Here is a 19,086-nt window from a genome sequence, read left to right as displayed (position 1 = left end):
CTCCGGGACTACCTGCGCCGCGTCACCGCGGAACTGCAGGTCACCCGCCAGCGGCTGCGCGCGGCGGAGAACAGGGCCGCCGAGCCGGTCGCCATCGTCGGCATGGCCTGCCACTACCCCGGCGGTGTCGACTCACCGGAGGACCTGTGGTCCATGGTCGCCGAGGGCCGCGACGGCATCACCGGGTTCCCCCGCGACCGTGGCTGGGACGTGGACGCCCTCTACCACCCCGACCCCGACCACCCGGGCACCTCCACGGTCCGCGACGGCGGATTCCTGCACGACGCCGCGGCCTTCGACGCCGCCTTCTTCGGGATCTCCCCGAAGGAGGCGGCCTACACCGATCCCCAGCAGCGGCTGATCCTGCAGACCTCGTGGGAGGCGGTGGAACGGGCCGGCATCGACCCGGTGACGCTACGCGACACCCGTACCGGGGTGTACGTCGGGGCCATGCACCACGACTACCACGGCGCCCAGGGCGGCGGCAGCGTCGTGTCGGGGCGGGTCGCCTACCAGCTCGGCCTGCGCGGGCCGGCCGTCACCGTGGACACCGCATGCTCGTCGTCGCTTGTCGCACTGCACCAGGCGGTCCGGGCCCTGCAACGCGGCGAATGCGACATGGCGCTGGTCGGCGGCGTGACCGTGATGGCCACGCCTGACGCGTTCGTCGAGTTCAGCCGGCAGCGCGGGCTCGCCCCGGACGGGCGGTGCAAGCCGTTCGCGGCGGCGGCCGACGGCACCGCCTGGTCCGAGGGCGTCGGCGTGCTGGTGCTGGAACGGCACTCCGCGGCGAGGGCGGCCCGCCGGTGGATCCACGCGACGATCCGTGGCCTCGCCGTCAACTCGGACGGGGCCAGCAACGGACTGACCGCCCCGAACGGCCCCGCCCAGCGCCGGGTGATCCAGGAGGCCCTGGTCGACGCCGGTCTCACCCCGGCCCAGGTGGCGGTCGTCGAGGCGCACGGCACCGGCACCCCGCTGGGCGACCCGGTCGAGGCGCAGGCGGTGCTCGCCGTCTACGGCCGGGAACGCTCCGTCCCCCTGCGGCTGGGCTCGATCAAGTCCAACCTCGGGCACACCCAGGCTGCGGCCGGCGTCGCCGGGATCATCAAGATGGTCATGGCCATGCGGCACGGGGTGCTGCCGCGCACGCTGCACCTGGACCGGCCCACGCCGTACGTGGACTGGTCGGCCGGTGCCGTCGAGCTGCTGACCGAGCCGGTCCCGTGGCCGGCCGGCGACGAACCGCGCCGCGCGGCCGTCTCGTCCTTCGGTGTCAGCGGCACCAACGCGCACGTCATCCTGGAGGAGCCCCCGGCTGCCGCCCCGGCACCGGTGGCCGATCCCGGTGCGCGATGGCCCTACGCCTGGGCCGTGTCCGGCTGCACCCCGGCGGGTCTGCGCGCCCAGGCCGCGGGACTGGCCGCTCATCTGGGTACCCGACCCGACCTGGACCCGTGGGACGTCGCGTCGTCGCTGGTCACCACGCGGGCGGGACGGGAACACCGGGCCGTGGTGTGCGGTGCCGACCGCGACGAACTGCTCGCCGGTCTCGCCGCCGTCGCCGCAGGACGGCCGTCGCCGGACGTGGTGGAGGGCGTCACCGGGGCACCCGGTCCGGTGGCGTTCCTCTTCCCCGGTCAGGGATCGCAGTGGCGGCAGATGGCGGTGCGACTGCTGGCGGGCAACCCGGTCTTCCGCAGGCAGATCGCCGAGTGCGAGGCCGCTCTCGCGCCGTACGTCGACTTCGACCTGACCGCCGTGCTGCGCGGCGAGCAGGACTACGACCGGGTCGACATCGTGCAGCCGGTGCTGTTCGCGATGATGGTGGCGCTGGCCGAGGTGTGGCGTTCGGTGGGCGTGACACCGGCCGCGGTCGCCGGCCACAGCCAGGGTGAGATCGCCGCCGCGTACGTCGCCGGGGCACTGACCCTGCCGGACGCCGCCCGGGTGGTGGCACTGCGCAGCCGGGCACTGACGGAGCTGTCCGGTCTCGGCGGCATGATGTCGGTGGCGTTGTCCGCCGGGCAGATGCGCGAGCGCCTGCGCGCCTGGACCGGGCGGCTGTCGCTGGCCGCGGTCAACGGCACTTCCTCGGTCGTGCTCTCCGGTGACGGTGACGCGCTCGACGAACTGCTCGCCGAGCTGGAGGCCGAGGACGTACGGGCCCGCCGGGTGGACGTGGACTACGCCTCCCACAGCGCGCACGTGGAACGGGTGAGGGACAAGGTCCGCGACGCCCTGGCCCCGGTGACCCCGACCCGACCCGTCGTGCCCTTCTTCTCCAGCGTCGAGGGCCGGTGGATCGACGACGACGACCCGCTCGACGCCGACTACTGGTACCGCAACCTGCGTGAGCCGGTCCGCTTCGACGAGGCGGTCACCGCCCTCGCCCGCCACGGCTGCACCACCCTGCTGGAGGTCAGCCCGCACCCGGTGGTGTCGACCGGTGCCCAGGAGACGGTGGACGCGCTCGACGCCGACGTCGCCGTCCTGCACACGTTGCGGCGCGACGAGGGCGGACCGGAGCAGATGGTCCGGGCGTTGGCCCAGCTGCACGTGCAGGGCGTCCGGCCGGACTGGTCGGTGGTGTGGCCCGGCACCCGGGCGGTCGAGCTGCCCACCACCGCCTTCGTGACCGAGCGGTACTGGCTGCCGGCCGGCGGCGCAGACCCGGGCGCGCTCGGCCTGGACGCCGTCGAGCATCCCGTCCTGCGGGCCGCCGTGTCCGGTGCCGACCGGATCGTGCTCACCGGCCGGCTGTCGGTTGCCACCCATCCGTGGCTGGCCGACCACACCGTCCAGGGGCGTGTCGTGCTCCCCGGCGCGGCCGTGGTGGACATGGTGTCCCGGGCCGGCGACGAGGCCGGTTGCCCGGTGATCGCGCAACTGACCCTGCTCGTTCCCGTCGTGGTGCCCGAGGACGCCGAGGTCCGGCTCCGGATCGAGACCGGTGAACCCGGTGCGGACGGCGCACGGGAGCTGACCGTGCACGGTCGGGTCGGCACCGGCGGCTGGACGCTGCACGCCACCGCCGTGCTCACCGCGGGCGGTGAGCTGCCGCCGCCGACGGCGACGGCCTGGCCCCCGGCGGACGCCGAGCAGCTCGACGTGGAGCACCTCTACGACCGGTTGGCCAGTGCCGGGCTCCGGTACGGGCCGCTGTTCCGGGGCGTCCGGGCGCTGTGGCGCGACCACGCGCACCTGTACGCCGAGGTCGCCCTGCCCGGCGTCGAGCCGGGTGGATTCGGCATCCATCCCGCCCTGCTGGACGCCTGCCTGCACCCGGTGGCGCTCGGGGACTTCAGGGCCGGGACGCAGGATGGGCCCGCGCTGCCGTTCGAGTGGACCGGGATCCGGGTGCACGCGACAGGCGCCGACACCGTCCGGGCCACCCTCACGGGCACCGGGGACGGTGCCGTGCGTATCGAGCTGACCGACCCGTCGGGGACACCCGTCGCGTCGGTACGGTCCCTGCTGCTCAGCCCGCTCCCGGACGGCGCGCTCGGCCGGACCGATCACGGCGACCTGCTGCTTCCGCAGTGGACACCCCGCCCGCTGCCGGACGGATCCGCCGTCGGGTACACGGTCCGTGATCCCGCCCTGGCGCGGCTGCTACGCGTGACGCCGAGTGACGAGGCTGCCCGGTTCGTGCTCGTGCCTGCCCCGACCGGCCCACCCGCCGCAGCCGCCGAGCGGGCTCTCGCCGTGGTGCAGGAGTGGCTCGCCGACGAGCGCGGGGCCACCTCCACCCTCGTCATGGTCACCCGGCGGGTGCTCGACGATCCCGGCGAGGCCGCGGCGGCGGCGCTGGTGCGCTGCGCACAGCTGGAGCATCCGGACCGCCTGGCGGTGCTCGATCTCGCCGACGGCGACGACGCCACCATCGCGGCGGTGCCGGCCGCGCTGGCTGCGGACGAGCCGCAACTGGGCCTCGCCGCCGGCGCCGCGCGGGAGGTACGACTGGTCCGGGTGTCACCGACGGGTGAACCCCCCGGTGACCTCGGCACCGTCCTGGTGACCGGTGCCTCGGGCACGCTCGGCGGCATCGTCGCCCGGCACCTGGTGCACGAGCGCGGCGTCCGTGACCTGGTGCTGGCGAGCCGACGCGGCCCCCAGGCGCCGCAGGCGGCCGCTCTCGCCGCGGAGCTGAGCGCGGGCGGTGCCCGGGTCGCGGTGGTCGCCTGCGACGTCGCGGACCGGGCGGAGCTGACAGCACTGCTCGGCACGACCGCCGTCACCACGGTGGTGCATGCCGCCGGTCTGCTTGACGACGGCCTGGTGACGGACCTGACGCCGGAACGGCTCGCCCGGGTGCTACGTCCGAAGGTCGACGCGGCCTGGCTTCTGCACGAACTGCTTCCGCAGGCCCGGCTGATCCTGTTCTCCTCCGCGGTGGGCGTGTTCGGCGGGCTCGGCCAGGCCAACTACGGTGCGGCCAACGCCGCCCTGGACGCGTTGGCCCGGGTCCGCCGGGCCGCCGGGCTCCCCGGCGTCTCGGTGGCCTGGGGCATGTGGGCCGACGAGAGTGCGATGACCGGTCAGGCCGACATGTCGCGGTTCCGTCGCTCGGGGTTCCTGCCGCTGCCCCGCGAAGCCGCGCTGGCGGCGTTGGACGCCGCCCTCACCGCCGCCGTGCCGGTGCTCGTTGCGGTCCGACTCGACCTGCCCGCACTGCGGGCCACCGGCGACGCCGTACCGCCGGTGCTGCGGGACCTCGCCGGGGTGCCGGTGCGGCGGCTGGCCGCACGTGGCGGTGCCGTCGCCTCCGAGCTGGCGGGCCGACTCGCTGGCAGGGCCCCGGCCGACCGGCACCGGATGCTGCTCGACCTCGTGCTCGCGCACGCCGCCGCCGTGCTGGGGCACGCCTCCCCCGACGCGATCGACCCGGACGGGGCGTTCAAGGCGGTGGGGTTGGGCTCGCTCAGCGCGGTCCAACTGCGCAACCGGCTCGCCGGCGCGACCGGGCTGCGGCTGCCCGCCACGCTCGCGTTCGACCATCCCAACCCGGCCGCGCTGGCCCGGCACCTCGACGAACGCCTGGCCGGCGCGGATCAACCGGTCACCGTCGGGACCGTCGCCGCCGCCGGGACCGGGACCGGGACCGGGGACGATCCGGTGGTGCTGGTCGGCGTCGGCTGCCGGTTGCCCGGCGGCGTCCGTGGCCCGGAGGACCTGTGGGACCTGCTGGTCACCGGACGGGATGCGATCGTGCCGTTCCCCGACGATCGCGGCTGGCCGCTCACCGACCTGCACGATCCGGACCCGGACGCGCCCGGCACCTCGTACGCCCGGTCGGGTGGTTTCCTGCCGGGTGTCGGCGAGTTCGACGCCGCCTTCTTCGGGGTGTCACCACGGGAGGCCGTGGCGATGGATCCCCAGCAGCGGCTGCTGTTGGAGACCGTCTGGGAGACCTGCGAGGACGCCGGCATCGACCCGGGCGTCCTGCGCGGCAGCCGAACCGGCGTGTTCATGGGCGCCATGTACCAGGACTACGGACGGTTGCTGGAGGGCGGCTCCGCTGAGGGGTTCCTCGCCCCGGGCGTCGGTGGGGGCGTGCTGTCCGGACGGATCGCGTACACCTTCGGGTTGGAGGGCCCGGCGGTCACCGTGGACACCGCCTGCTCGTCGTCGCTGGTGGCGTTGCACCTGGCCGCGCAGGCGATCCGGGCGGGGGAGTGCGACCTCGCGTTCGCCGGCGGGGTGACCGTGCTGGCCACGCCCGCGGTGTTCGTGGAGTTCAGCCGCCAGCGCGGGCTCGCCGCGGACGGCCGGTGCAAGCCGTTCGCCGAGGCCGCCGACGGGACCGGCCTGGGCGAGGGGGTCGGTGTGGTCCTGGTCGAGCGGCTGTCGCGGGCCCGCGAGCAGGGCCACCGGGTGCTGGCGGTGCTGCGCGGCAGCGCGGTCAACTCCGACGGGGCGAGCAACGGGCTCACCGCGCCGAACGGGCCGGCCCAGGAGCGGGTGATCCGGGCGGCGCTGAACGCCGCCGGGCTGCGCCCGTGCGACGTCGGCGCGGTGGAGGCGCACGGCACGGGCACGGCACTCGGCGATCCGATCGAGGCGCAGGCGGTGCTCGCGGTGTACGGCGCCGAGCGCCCCCGGCCGCTGTGGCTCGGCTCGATCAAGTCCAACCTCGGACACACCCAGGCGGCAGCCGGTGTGGCCGGGGTGATCAAGGCGGTGTTGGCGCTGCGGCACGGCCTGCTGCCGCGCAGCCTGCACGTCGACGAGCCGTCCCGGCACGTGGACTGGTCCGCCGGGAACGTGGCGCTGCTGACTGCGGCGCAGCCCTGGCCGCGTCACGAGGTGCCGCGACGCATGGGCGTGTCGTCGTTCGGCATCAGCGGCACCAACGCCCACGTGGTGATCGAGGAGGCACCGCCGGAGCCGGAACCGGACCGGGAACCGGCGGTCCTCGACGGGGTGCCGTGGCTGCTGTCGGCGCGGTCCGAGGGTGCGCTGCGGGAACAGGCGGCCCGGCTGGCGGCCACCACCGCCACGGATCCGGCGTCGGTGGCGTACTCACTGGCCACCACCCGTGCCACCCACCGGCACCGGGCGATGGTCACCGGCGGGGACGAGACGCAGCTGCGGGCCGGGCTGGCCGTGCTCGCCTCGGGGCGGACCGGCCGGGACGTGCTGCGGGCCACCGCCACGCGGCAGCGGCTGGTCCTGGTGTTCACCGGCCAGGGCAGCCAACTGCGGGGGATGGGCCGCGGGCTGTACGAGACGTTCCCCGAGTACGCCCGCGCCTTCGACGAGGTGAGCGCACACTTCACGCTGGACACGCCGCTGCACGAGGTGGTGTTCGGCGACGGTGACCTGATCGACCGCACGGAGTACACGCAGCCCGCCCTGTTCGCCCTCCAGGTGGCCCAGTTCCGCCTCGTCACCTCGTGGGGGCTGCGACCCGACCTGCTGATCGGCCACTCGATCGGTGAACTGTCCGCGGCGTACGTGGCGGGCATGCTCGCGCTCGGTGACGCCGCCACGCTGGTCACGGCCCGGGGGCGGGTCCTGGCCGGCCTGCCGGCCGGCGGCGCGATGGTGTCCGTCCGCGCCGCCGAGGCGCAGGTCCTGCCGCTGCTGGCCGGCTACGGGGACCGGGTGTCGATCGCCGCGGTCAACGGCCCGGACGCGGTCGTGCTCTCCGGGGACGAGGACGCGGTGCTGGAGGTCGCCGGGACGCTGTCCGACCGTGGACACCGCCACCGGCGTCTCCGGGTCGCGGTCGCGTTCCACTCGGCCCGGGTGGAACCGGCGCTCGCCGGGTTCCGGGCGGTCGCCGAGACACTCGGATTCCAGCAGCCCCGGATTCCGATCGTCTCCACGGTACGGACCGAGGAGAAGCTGATCTCGCCGGCCTACTGGGTGGACCAGCTTCGCGGCGCCGTGCGCTTCGTCGACGCGGTGCACGAGGCGCAGCGGGCGGGTGGCACCGCGTTCCTGGAACTGGGACCGGACACGGTGCTGGCTCCGGCCGTCCACGCCTGTCTGCCGGAGGCGACGGTGTCCTCGGTCGCGCTGGCCCGACGGGACCGGCCAGCGGTCCACGCCGCCCTCGCGGCCGTCGGCACCCTCCACACGCAGGGCCTCCACGTCGACTGGCCGGCCGTGTACGCGGGCCGTGAGCCCCGGCGTTGCCCGCTGCCGCGGTACCCGTTCCAGGCGCGCCGGTTCTGGCCCGAGCCGATGCCGACGTCCGTCCCGGTCACCGTGCGCCGCCCCGGCGCGGATGCCCTCTGGGCTGCGCTCGGGTCCGGGGATCCGCAGGTCGCCCTCGGCCTGCTGGGCCTGCGTGGCGACGAGACACCGCAGCAGGTTCTCGCGGCCGTGGCCCGGTTGCGGCCCGATGCAGTCCGGCGGCCGCTGCGGTGGCGGCTGGTGCCGGACGTCGCACCGCCGGTGCTGGACGGGACCGTCGCACTGGTGCCACCGCCCGGCGGTGACCCGGACCTGACCGATGCCCTCGCCGGCGCGCTGGCCCGACACGGCGCCCGGGTGACGGTCGACGTCACCGGGCGGCCGGATCTGGTGATCGCCCTGCCCGGCGCCGAGCCGGTCGCGGTGCCCGGGGTGCCGTCGTGGGCGCTCACCCGGGACGCCTCGCTCCCGGTCGCCGACCATGTCGTCGACCTTCCACCGGAGGTGGACGCCCTGGCCAGGGGCCGGCTGTGCGCGGTCATCGCGCAGCGGTACCCGGTGACCCGGATCCGGCCCGAGGGGGTGTTCGTCGGCGAGTACGCCGACGACGAACCGACCGGGCCGGTGGTCGCGGTGGAGCCGTCCGTCGTCTGCGTGCCGTCCGGCTCCGCACCGGCCGCCGTCGCGCCGGAGGATCCCGCTCCGTCCGGCGAGCTGCGGGCGGCATTGACGCGGTTGCCCCGTGACCGGTGGAACGCCGAGGTCCTGGCGGGGGTGCGGAAACTGACGGCGGCCGTACTCGGGCACGACTCCGCCTCCGAGATCGACGCCGGTGACGAGTTCTTCGACCTGGGGCTGTCGTCGGTCACCGCGCTGGAACTGCGCGACCACCTGGTCGCGTTGACCGGTCTGGAATGGGCGGCGGACGTGCTCTACGAATGCCACACCCCGCAGGTGCTCGCCGATGTGGTGGTCGCTCGACTGAGTGAGGAAAAATAGCCGCTGGTTGATACCGAAATCAACTTTTCCAGCGTGGTCCAAGGGATCCTCGCCTGCTGAAACGCGCCCAATTATCGCTTGTCCAATGACTTCTGAATTCGGGTAGACAGCGTGCGGGAAAGTGGAATAGTCTCGCCGGAAAGCAGCCTCCGTCGATGCGTCAACAAATAATTAAGTATTGACTTTAGTTGATCAGGAGAACTGTCAGATGCCAAGCCCTGCCGTGTGGAACGTGGTGCTCGACGCAGCACCGGACGCCGACGTCGTGCTGGCCACCGACTTCCCGGTGACGGGCCGCAACGAAGGCGGGTTCGCCGACCTGACGCCGCACCTGGGCCTGGACTGCGCCCTGTGGCAGACCGTCGCCCCCGTCCGCGTCCCCACCTCCGGTGTCGACCAGGACGAGTACCTCGCCCCCTGGCTGACCGAGGTCACCCGCAGTGGGCGCACCGTCCGGGCGATCCTGGGCTACTGCGCCGGATCGGTCTTCGCCGGCGTCCTGGCCGAGCGGATCGCCGCCCGGCAACCCACCGCGCCGCAGGTGGTGGTCTTCGATCCCGAACTGGTCGACGTACCCACCGTCCACCTGCAGTTCGGCCGGGTCGTCGGCAACATGACGGCCGTGTTGACCCCGGCGGAGGTCAGCGAACTGGCCGACGCGGCGCAGCGGCTGGCGGCACGCCCCGGGAGCACACCTGCCGAGTTCGCCGCCGAACTGTACGCGGTCTTCGAGCCGGTCGGCTCCACGGCGCTACGCCGCGCCGGCCTCGACGAGGACTACGCCGCCGAGCTGGTGGCACTGGTCGGATCGTTCATGACCTATCTCGGCATCGCCGCGGGGCTGGATCCCCGTCCCGGCTGGTCCCGTGCCACCGTCATCACCTCGGCGACCCCGACCAGCGGGCTCAACCGGATGCGCGCCACCGCCGGGGCGGCCCCCATCGGGATCGCCGACGAGGTCCGGTTCGCGGTGGAACACCGCGACCTGCTGCGCACCCCGGAGGTCGCCGCGACAGTGGCCGGCCTCCTGGCCGCCGGATCGCGGGCCGGCCGGTGAGGGCCGTAGCCCCGGACCCACCCGTCCGCGCCTCCCGCAAGGAGACCGCCCTCTGGCTGCTCGACGATCTCGTGCCCGGCAGCGGCGCGAACAACCTGTCGTTGGCCTTCCGCGTCGTCGGCCGTCTCGACCCGGCTGCCCTGACGGCCGCGCTGGACCTCCTACCCCGCCGGTACGAGGCGCTGCGCACGGTCTTCCACCGCACCGACGCCGCTCTGACCAGGACGGTCCTGCCCAGCCTCAGGATCACACCGGAGCGGGTCAGCCGGCCCGCCGACGAGCGCGGCACACTGACCGCCTTCGTGGCCCGCCCGTTCCACGCCGACGGCAGCCCGCTCCTGCGCGCCCTGCTGCTGCACGGCCCCGAGGACGACGTCCTGTGCCTTGCCCTGCACCACGCCGTCGCCGACGTGACGTCCACCGCCATCCTGCGGGCACAGCTCGTCGAGTTCTACGAGGCGGTGCTGGCCGGCCGGGACCCCGACCCCGGCGAGGTGCCCGTCTGGCACGAGCCCGCGCCGTCCGAGCAGAGCGAGAAGTTCTGGCGCGACACCATGAGCGGTTTCCGCTCGTCCGGTCTGGAACTGGGGTGCGAGAAGCCGGCACCGTCGACCACCACGCTCCAGGGTGACGAGGTCACCCACACCCTGTCGCCCGAGGCGCACGCGGTGGTCCGCCGGTTGCAACGCGAGCTGCGCGCCCCCGAGTCGGTCGTCCTGCTCACCGCGTACGCGGTGCTGCTGGCCGGGCACGGCGCCGGCCCCGACCTGACCATCGGATCACCGGTCAACGCCCGCAGCCGGGAGGCGGCCGGTGCGGTCGGCTACCACAGCAACCTGCTCACCCTGCGCCTGCTGACCGAACGCACCATCGGTTTCCGGGAACTCGCCGGTCGTGCCCGCCGGGTCTTCATGGAGGCGATGGCCCACCTGGACATGCCCGCCGACGAACTGCTCGACGTGGTCGACCGCGACGGTTCCGGCTGGCGCAACGTGCTGTTCCGGCACGTGTTCAACTACGTGCCGTTCGCTGCCGGGCAGCGCCGCTTCACCGTGGCCGGCGCCGCCGCCGAACTGGTCGTGGTCGAGAACGGGTTCAGCCAGTTCGACCTGGAGTTCTTCGTGACGTCCGACCGGGACAGCGCGACCGTGCGCGCGGCGTTCTACACCGGAGTCCTCGACCGTGCGGACGTCGAGCTGATCGTCCGCCGCTACGACGCGCTGCTGGTCGCCGTCGGCGACGACCTCGACGCGCCGATCGGGTCGCTGTCGATCTGGTCGCCGCAGGACCACGCGATCATCGGAGCAGCCAACGCGACCGACCGCCCGGTCGAGCTGACGTCGGTGCTCGCCGGATTCGCCGGGCGCGCCGCCGCCGACCCGGCCGCCCCGGCGATCCGCGACGGCGACCGGCTGGTCAGCTACGGACACCTGTGGTCCGCCGCCGTGCACACCGCCGAGCGGCTGACAGCGGCCGGCGTCCGCCCCGGCGACATCGTCGCGTTGCTCGTGCCCCGGGGCGCGACGCTGGCCGCCGCCGTGTTCGGCACCTGGCTCGCCGGCGCGGCGTACCTCCCCCTGGACCCGCACCACCCGGCGGAACGGATCGCCTACCAGCTCGACGACGCCGGAGCGCGGGTGGTGGTGACCGGAGCGGGGCTCGTCCCGCCCGGCGACCGGCGGACGGTTGCGGTGCCCGACGTCGGCGCCGCCCCGACGGTCCGGGTCGACACCACCGCCGCCGCCGTGGCGCGACCGTCCGCCCTTGCCTACGTGATCTACACGTCCGGTTCCACGGGCCGGCCGAAGGGCATCCCGATCACCCATCGGAGCCTGGTCAACCACATCACCGACTACGCGGTGCGCTTCGGCGTCGCCGGATCGCAACGGCCGACCGGCTGGCTCAGCACGTACAGCTTCGACACCTCGTCGCTGGAGTTGATGATGCCACTGCTGCACGGCGGGCACACGGTCGTGCTGCCCGACGAGGCCCGCACCGACGGCAGCCTGCTGGCGGCGGCGGTGCGGACGCACGACATCGGCTTCCTCCAGGCGACCCCGACCACCTGGCGACTGGTCGTCGACCAGATCACCGACCTCGTTTCCGGACGGACGCTGCTCAGTGGGGGCGAGCCGCTGCTGCCGGGGCTGGCAGCCACCCTGACCACGGCAGGTGCCCGGCTGTGGAACGTCTACGGCCCGACCGAGAGCACGATCTGGGCGACCGCCGGCCGGGTACCGGCGGACCCGGGGCCCCGGGTGGACGTCGGGGCACCGGTCGCCAACACCCGCATCTTCGTCGCGGGCCCGGACGGGGAGCCGCTGCCGGTCGGTCTGCGCGGCGAGCTGTGCGTCGCCGGGGTCGGCGTCGCCGCCGGCTACCACGGACGCCCCGATCTGACCGCCGAGCGTTTCGGCGTGCATCCCGGGTACGGCCGCTTCTACCGCTCCGGCGACGTGGCGCGCTGGCGGCCCGACGGCCGGATCGACCTGTTCGGCCGGATGGACCGGCAGGTGAAGCTGCGTGGCAACCGGATCGAGTTGGGCGAGATCGAGGGCGTCCTCACCGATCATCCGGACGTCGAGGCGGCCGCCGTGGTCGTCGTCGGGGATCCCGGCGCCGACGGCAGCCTGGCCGCGTTCGTCCGGGTCCCCGGTCGGCCGGAGGCCGTCGACGAGCTCTGGGAGTACGCCCGTGGGCGGTTGCCGCGGTCGGTGGTGCCGCACCGGTTCCTCGCGGTGGAGGCGTTCCCGCGGACCGGCAGCGACAAGGTCGACTACCTGGCGTTGGCGGACCTCGCCGTCCGGGAGCCGGCGGGGCCGGGCGGTGCCGCACCGGGTGGGAGCCCCGCCACCGCTGACCGGCTCACCACGACCCTGGTCGCGCTCTTCGCCGAGCTGCTCGGCCGGTCGGACCTGGACGCCGATGCGCACTTCTTCACCAACGGCGGTCACTCGCTGCTCGCCGCCGCGCTGGCGCAGCGGATCAGGGACGAGACCGGTGTCCGGCTCGCCCTGACCGACGTGTTCGAGAACCCGACCCCCGCCGTGCTGGCCGACCGGCTGCGCGGACTCACCTGAGCGACCGGAAGGGGACATCCATGGAGATCCTGAAACTGGCGATCAGCGGCTGGTTCGCCCGCGCGCTGGCGGTCTTCATCCGCCTGGAGATCCCGGACATCCTGGGCGACGGCGCGATGACCGCAGCCGAGCTGGCGCGACGTACCGACACCGATCCGCAGGTGCTCTACCGGCTCCTGCAGATGCTCACGGTGCCGGGCGTGGTCGTGCACACCGGGGACGAGTTCCGGCTCGCTGAGGGGCACGAGATGCTGCGCGCCGACCACCCGTACACCCTGCGGCACTTCGTCATCCTCTCCGCCGAGCTGTACGACGACGCGTTCGCGGGCCTGATGCACACGGTGAAGACCGGCCGCTCCGGCTTCAAGGAGGTCTTCGGGGAGTCCCTGTACGAGTACCTGGAGACCCACCCGGACGACGCCGACCTGTTCGACAGGGGCATGGTCGACCTGGCCGGACCGATCGCGGCCTGCCTGGTCGCCGTACACGACTTCAGCGGGGTCACCTCGATCGTCGACGTCGGTGGCGGCAGCGGCGGCCTGCTGCCCGGGCTGCTCACCGCCAACCCCGTCATGCAGGGCACCGTCGTCGACCGGCCGAGCGTCTGCGCACGCGGCCCGGCGACCCTCGCCCGGGTGACCGACAAGACGGTCATCGACCGGATCACCTTCGCCCCCAGCGACTTCTTCACCGAGGTCCCCGCCGGTGCCGACAGGTACGTGCTCAAGAACGTGCTGCACGACTGGACGTACGACAACTGCGTCCGGATCCTGCGCACCGTGGCGACCGCCCTGGCCGGCAGCCCACCCGGTGCCCGGCTACTGGTCGTGGAGCCGCTGGTGGAGACCGACCTGGACGGCTGGCGTGCGGTGTTCCAGGCGGTCGCCTGCGACGAGGGCACCCTCGGGTTGGACGAGGAGGAACTGCGTCGGGCGCTGACCGAGGCGGGTCTGACCGTCGAGTCGGTCACCCCGCTGCCCACCGGCCACAAGTTGCTCGAGACCTCGCTGCGGCCCGCCTGACCATGCTCACACCGGTCTTCCTCTTCGCGGGCCAGGGCTCCCAGTACCACGGGATGGGCCGGTGGCTCTACGGCGCCGATCCGATCTTCCGGGACGCGCTGGACTCCCTGGACGCGGTCGTGCGTGACGTCCGTGGCGACTCCGTCGTCGCGGGCATCCACAGCGACGGACAGGGCGCGGAGCGGCCGATGACCCGGTTCGCCCTCACCCAACCGGCCATCTTCATGGTGGAGTACGCGCTGGCCAGCATGCTGCGTGCCCACGGGTTCGAGCCGGCGGCGGTCCTCGGCGCCAGCCTGGGTGAGGTGGTCGCCGCCGCGGTCGCCGGCATGTTGGACCCCGCGGACTGCCTGCGTTCGCTGCTCGACCAGGTGGAGCTGTTCGAGGCGGAGTGCCCGCGCGGTGGCATGCTGGCGGTCCTCGCCGACGCCGGGCTCGTGGCGCGCGATCCGGCGCTGTCCGGTGCCTACCTGGCCGCGATCAACGCGCCGGACAACTTCGTCCTGGCCGGCACCGCCGACCGGCTCGACGGCATCGAACGCCACCTGAACGCCTCGGGGGTGCTCTGCCAGCGGCTGCCGGTGCTGTTCCCGTTCCACTCACCGCTGATCGACGGGGTGCGCGACACGTTCACGAAACTGGTGGGCGGGCTCGCCCTGCGGCCCGCCACGATTCCGCTGATCTCCGGGACGACCGGCACCGAGGTGCGCCGCCCCGACCCGGAGCACTTCTGGCAGGTGCTGCGCGAGCCGTTCAACCTGTCGCGGGCCCTCGAACCCCTGCTGGCGCGCGATGACCTGCTCTTCCTGGATCTGGGTCCGTCCGGGTCGATGGCCAACCTGGTGCGGGCACGACTGCCGGTGGGCAGCCGCTCCCGGGTGCTGCCCCTGCTCTCCCCGTACGCCCGCGACGAGGTGCTGTACCGGGCGGTGCTCGCCACCCGTCCCCTGGTCGCCGCACCGGCCCGACGAAGCGAGGTGACCACCGTGACCGACGCGACCCCCGTCGCCGGCCCCGCCGACCCCGGCGACGGCTTCGACGTCTACGTCTTTCCCGGCCAGGGCGCCCAGGCCCGGGGGATGGGCCGCGACGTGTTCGACCGGTTCCCGGACCTGGTCGACCGGGCCGACGCCGTCCTGGGGTACTCCCTGCGGGAGTTGTGCCTCAAGGACCCGGACCGCAACCTGCGCGACACCCGGTACACCCAACCCGCGCTGTACGTGGTCGAAGCCCTCACCTGGCTGGCCGTCCTGCAGGAGGGCGGTCGCCTGCCCGACTTCCTGCTCGGCCACAGCCTCGGCGAGTTCGCCGCCCTGTTCGCCGCGGGCGTCTACGACTTCGAGACCGGGCTGCGCCTGGTCGCCGAACGTGGCCGGCTGATGGGGCAGGTCACGGGCGGCACGATGGCGGCGGTCTCGGCCGTCGACGCCGACCTGGTCCTGGAGGTGCTCCGCGCCCACGAACTGTCCGACGTCGACATCGCCAACTACAACGCGCCGACCCAGACGGTCGTCGCGGGTCCGGCCGACGCGGTCGCCCGTGCGGTGGCGCTGTTCAAGGAGAAGGGCGCCCGCTGTGCCCCGCTCAACGTCAGCGCCCCGTTCCACAGCCGCTACATGACACCCGCGGCGCAGGAGTTCGGACGCCTGCTGGACGCGACGACCTTCGCCGCCCCCAAGATCCCGGTGATCAGCAACGTCGACGCCCGGCCGTACGGGACCGGTGCGGTGGCCGCCACGCTGCGTCGCCAGATCGTGTCGCCGGTGCGCTGGACCGACAGCATCCGGCTGCTCATGGGCCGGGGTGAGTTCCGCGTCCGCGAACTCGGCCCGGGGCAGGTGCTGACCAAGCTCATCGCCCGGATCCGCGAGGAGGCCGACCCGCTGCTACCCGAGCCGGCGCGGACCGTCGCGGTCACCGGGCCGGCCCCGCCCGCGCCGCGGCGCGCGGAGCTGGGCTCGGCGGCGTTCCGGCAGGCGTACGGCGTCCGGCACGCCTACGCCGCCGGCAGCATGTACCACGGCGTCAGCTCCGTCGAGCTGGTCTCCCGGCTGGCCCGCTCCGGCCTGCTGGGCTACTTCGGGGCGGCCGGACTGCCGGTCCCGGATGTCGCGGCCGCGATCGACGGCATCCGGGCCGCCGCCGGGCGCGGTGCGCCGTTCGGGGTCAACCTCACCTACGATCCGTTCGACCCGGGCGCCGAGGTGGAGCTGGTCGGCCTGCTGGTGCGCGAGGACGTCCGCTTCGTCGAGGCGGCCACGTACGTCGAGGTGACCGTCCCGCTGGTGCGCCATCGGCTGACCGGCGCCAGGATCCTGCCGGACGGCAGCGTGCACGCCCCGCGCAGGCTGCTGGCCAAGGTGACCCGTCTGGACACCGCCCGCCTGTTCTTCGCGCCGCCGCCGCCGTCCCTGGTGCGAGGGCTGCTGGACGAGGGCCTGCTCACTGCCGAGGAGGCCGCGGCCGGCGAACGGATCGCCCTGGCCGACGACATCTGCGCGATCGGCGACGGGGCCGACTACACCGACCAGGGCGCACTGACCGCACTGCTGCCCTCGGTGCGCCGCCTGCGCACCCAGCTCGGCGGGGTCGCGTCCGCCGTACGGGTCGGGGGTGGCGGTGGCATCGGCTCCCCGGAGTCGGCCGCGGCGGCGTTCGTGCTCGGTGCCGAGTTCGTCCTCACCGGCTCGATCAACCTGTGTACCGCCGAGAGCGGACTCGCCGCCTCCACCAAGGATCTGCTGCCGGAGCTGGACGTGCACGACACCGCATACGCTCCCTACGGCGGGCTGTTCGAACTCGGCGGCCGGGCCCGGGTGATGCGCAAGGGCGTGCTCTTCCACGTGCGTGCCGGCAAGCTGTACGACCTCTGGCGCACCTACGACTCCTGGGACGCGGTGCCCGCACCGGTCCGGTCCCGGGTGGAGCGGGACTACTTCGGTGCCGGCTTCGAGGAACTGGCGTCGCGCCTCGCCGCCTCCGGCGGTCCGGCCACCGACCCCAAGCGCCGGATGGCCCTGGTCTTCCGCTGGTACTGCGCCCAGGCACAGCGCTGGGCGATCGAGGGCACCCCCGCCCGGACCGCGGACTACCAGGTGGCCTGCGGGCCCGCGCTGGGCGCATGCAACCACTGGCTGCGCGGCACCCCGCACGCCGACTGGCGCGACCGGCACGTCGACGAGTTGGCCGACCGGCTCATGACCGAAGCCGCCGAGATCGTCGGGTCGGCCGGCATCTAGAGAGTAAGGAGAACGTCGTGTCCGAGACCGTTCGTGTCGTCGAGGGTCTGCCCATGGCACGTGGCACATGCCCCTTCGACCCCGCGCCCGAACTCGCCGAGCTGCGCCGGGAGCAACCGGTGGCCCGGATGGAGTTCCCGGACGGCCATCTCGGCTGGCTGGTCACCGGCTACGACCAGGTCCGCCGGCTCCTGGCCGACAAGGGCATGAGCTCGCGCGGTGACCTGCTGCGCTCGCCCATCCCGCTGCCCATGGCCGGGGACCGCACCGAGGTGGCACCGGGGATGTTCACGGCGATGGACCCGCCGGACCACACCCGCTTCCGGCGTCGGTTGACCGCCTGGTTCTCGGCCCGACGCACCCGCACCCTGGAACCACGGCTGGTCGAACACGTCGAGCGGTACCTCGACGACATGATCGGGGCGGGCGGTCCGGCCGACCTGGTCGGCGCGTTCGCCGAGCCGGTGGCCGCGCTGGCGATCTGCGAGCTGCTCGGCGTCCCGGTCGACCAGCGTGAGGTGTTCGTGCGGGGGATCAAGGCGCTGTTCACCGTCCACTCCAGCGCGGCGGAGGCCATCGCCGGCTGGCAGGAGATCGGTGGGCTGTTGGCGGGGCTGGTCCGTGCCAAGCGGGTCGAGCCCGCCGACGATCTGCTCGGCACGCTCGTCACCGACGGCGAGTTCACCGACGAGGAACTGGCGACCGTCGGCAGTGTGCTTCTCGTCGCCGGCTACGACACCAGCAGGAACATGCTCGGGCTGGGCACGTTCGCCCTGCTGGAGCACCCCGGCCAGTACGCGGCTCTGGCTGCGGACCCGGGCCTGGCTGCCAACGCGGTCGAGGAGCTGTTGCGCTATCTGACGATCGTGCACGCCGGGTCGATCCGGGCGGCCGGCACCGACCTGGAGTTCGACGGGCACCGGCTGACCGCCGGCGACGCGGTGTCGCTGTCGCTGGCCGCGGCGAACCGGGATCCGGCGCTCTGCGACGACCCGGACCGCCTCGACATCACCCGGACGCCGGTGCCGCACCTCGCGTTCGGCCACGGCATCCACCAGTGCGTCGGGCAGCAACTGGCGCGGCTCGAACTGCGCGTCGCATTCGAGTCGCTGGCCCGGCGGTTGCCGGGGCTGCGCCTGGCGGTACCCGCGGACCAGGTCCGCACCAGTCCGGAGATGATCATCTACGGCGTGCACGAGCTGCCGGTGACATGGTGAACGGAGACCACCCGATGTACCGAGAGATGCTCAAGTCAAAGATCCACCGCGCCACGGTGACGCAGTCGGACCTGCACTACGTCGGCTCGCTCACCCTCGACTCCACCCTGATGGCTGCCGCGAACCTGCTGCCCGGCGAGAAGGTCGACGTCGTGGACGTCGACAACGGCGCCCGGCTCAGCACCTACGTCATCGAAGGGCCCACCGACAGCGGCGTGGTCGGCATCAACGGCGCCGCCGCCCGGCTGATCAGCCCCGGTGACCTGGTCATCATCATCTCGTACGCGGCGATGGCCGACGAGCAGGCCCGCTCGTACCGGCCGACGGTGGTCTTCGTCGACGGTGCCAACCGCCCCCGGAACATCGGGTCCGATCCGGCCGAGGTGCCTGCCGGCGTCGACGACCTGATGCGTGGCGACACCGTCAATGCGTGAGCGTACCGACCCGGCGAACTCGGAGACCGCGATGAACCGACCCGACGTGATGACCTCGTTCACCACCGGTCTCGCCGACATCAACCTCGACGAGACCGACGGCCGGCGGGCGGGGACGCAGGCCGCCGCCATGAAGTCGGCCAGCTCCTCGATCTACGACATGGCGGCCACCCTCTCGGGCCGGGGCGAACTGTGGAACTGGGGCATGTGCGATCCCGACCTGGCCGCCGAGATCGAGGCCCGGCTGCCCGGGTTCGCCGAGTTCGGCACGGACGGCTTCAGCGAGCAGCTCTACTACCTGGCCCTGCGCGACCTCCCGGACGGCCTGGACGGGTGCGCCGGGCAGACGCTCCTGGAGGTCGGCTGCGGGGCGGGGGAGGGGCTCAACTTC

Annotated in this window: 6 protein-coding genes and 2 pseudogenes; all 8 read left to right on the top strand. The window is 73.5% G+C overall.

All coding sequences use genetic code 11. The features are described 5' to 3' along the window. Positions 1-21 precede the first annotated feature (21 nt). A pseudogene (locus ACOJTC_RS29270) lies at positions 22-8,646 on the top strand (SDR family NAD(P)-dependent oxidoreductase); the annotation flags it as partial. A 208-nt stretch (positions 8,647-8,854) separates the two neighbouring features. Then, positions 8,855-9,703, top strand: coding sequence for a hypothetical protein (locus ACOJTC_RS29265; protein ID WP_420119302.1), 849 nt, complete (start codon positions 8,855-8,857; stop codon positions 9,701-9,703). Further along, positions 9,700-12,783 carry a non-ribosomal peptide synthetase gene (locus ACOJTC_RS29260; RefSeq protein ID WP_420119301.1) on the top strand — a complete coding sequence of 1,028 codons (3,084 nt, stop codon included), beginning with the start codon at positions 9,700-9,702 and terminating at the stop codon, positions 12,781-12,783. Before ACOJTC_RS29265 ends, ACOJTC_RS29260 begins: the two co-directional genes overlap by 4 nt. Positions 12,784-12,803: 20 nt before the next feature. Then, complete coding sequence (locus ACOJTC_RS29255; protein WP_204925164.1) at positions 12,804-13,805, top strand: methyltransferase; 1,002 nt, start codon at positions 12,804-12,806, stop codon at positions 13,803-13,805. A gap of 2 nt (positions 13,806-13,807) precedes the next feature. After that, positions 13,808-17,044, top strand: a complete 3,237-nt coding sequence (gene fabD, locus ACOJTC_RS29250) for an ACP S-malonyltransferase (protein WP_420119300.1) — start codon at positions 13,808-13,810, stop codon at positions 17,042-17,044. 53 nt (positions 17,045-17,097) lie between these two features. Then, the gene (locus ACOJTC_RS29245) at positions 17,098-18,261 is read left to right on the top strand and encodes a cytochrome P450 (RefSeq protein WP_357927381.1); all 1,164 of its coding nucleotides are present in this window, start codon (positions 17,098-17,100) and stop codon (positions 18,259-18,261) included. Positions 18,262-18,275: 14 nt separating this feature from the next. After that, on the top strand, positions 18,276-18,695 hold the full coding sequence (gene panD / locus ACOJTC_RS29240; RefSeq protein ID WP_204925161.1) for an aspartate 1-decarboxylase: 420 nt from the start codon (positions 18,276-18,278) through the stop codon (positions 18,693-18,695). Beyond that, positions 18,688-19,086 (top strand): annotated as a pseudogene (locus tag ACOJTC_RS29235) (class I SAM-dependent methyltransferase); the annotation flags it as partial. The gene panD and the pseudogene ACOJTC_RS29235, both read left to right, overlap by 8 nt.

Source organism: Micromonospora sp. (assembly GCF_048594385.1).
GTDB classification, from domain to species: domain Bacteria; phylum Actinomycetota; class Actinomycetes; order Mycobacteriales; family Micromonosporaceae; genus Micromonospora; species Micromonospora wenchangensis.
This window is presented reverse-complemented; position numbering and strand designations above follow the sequence as displayed.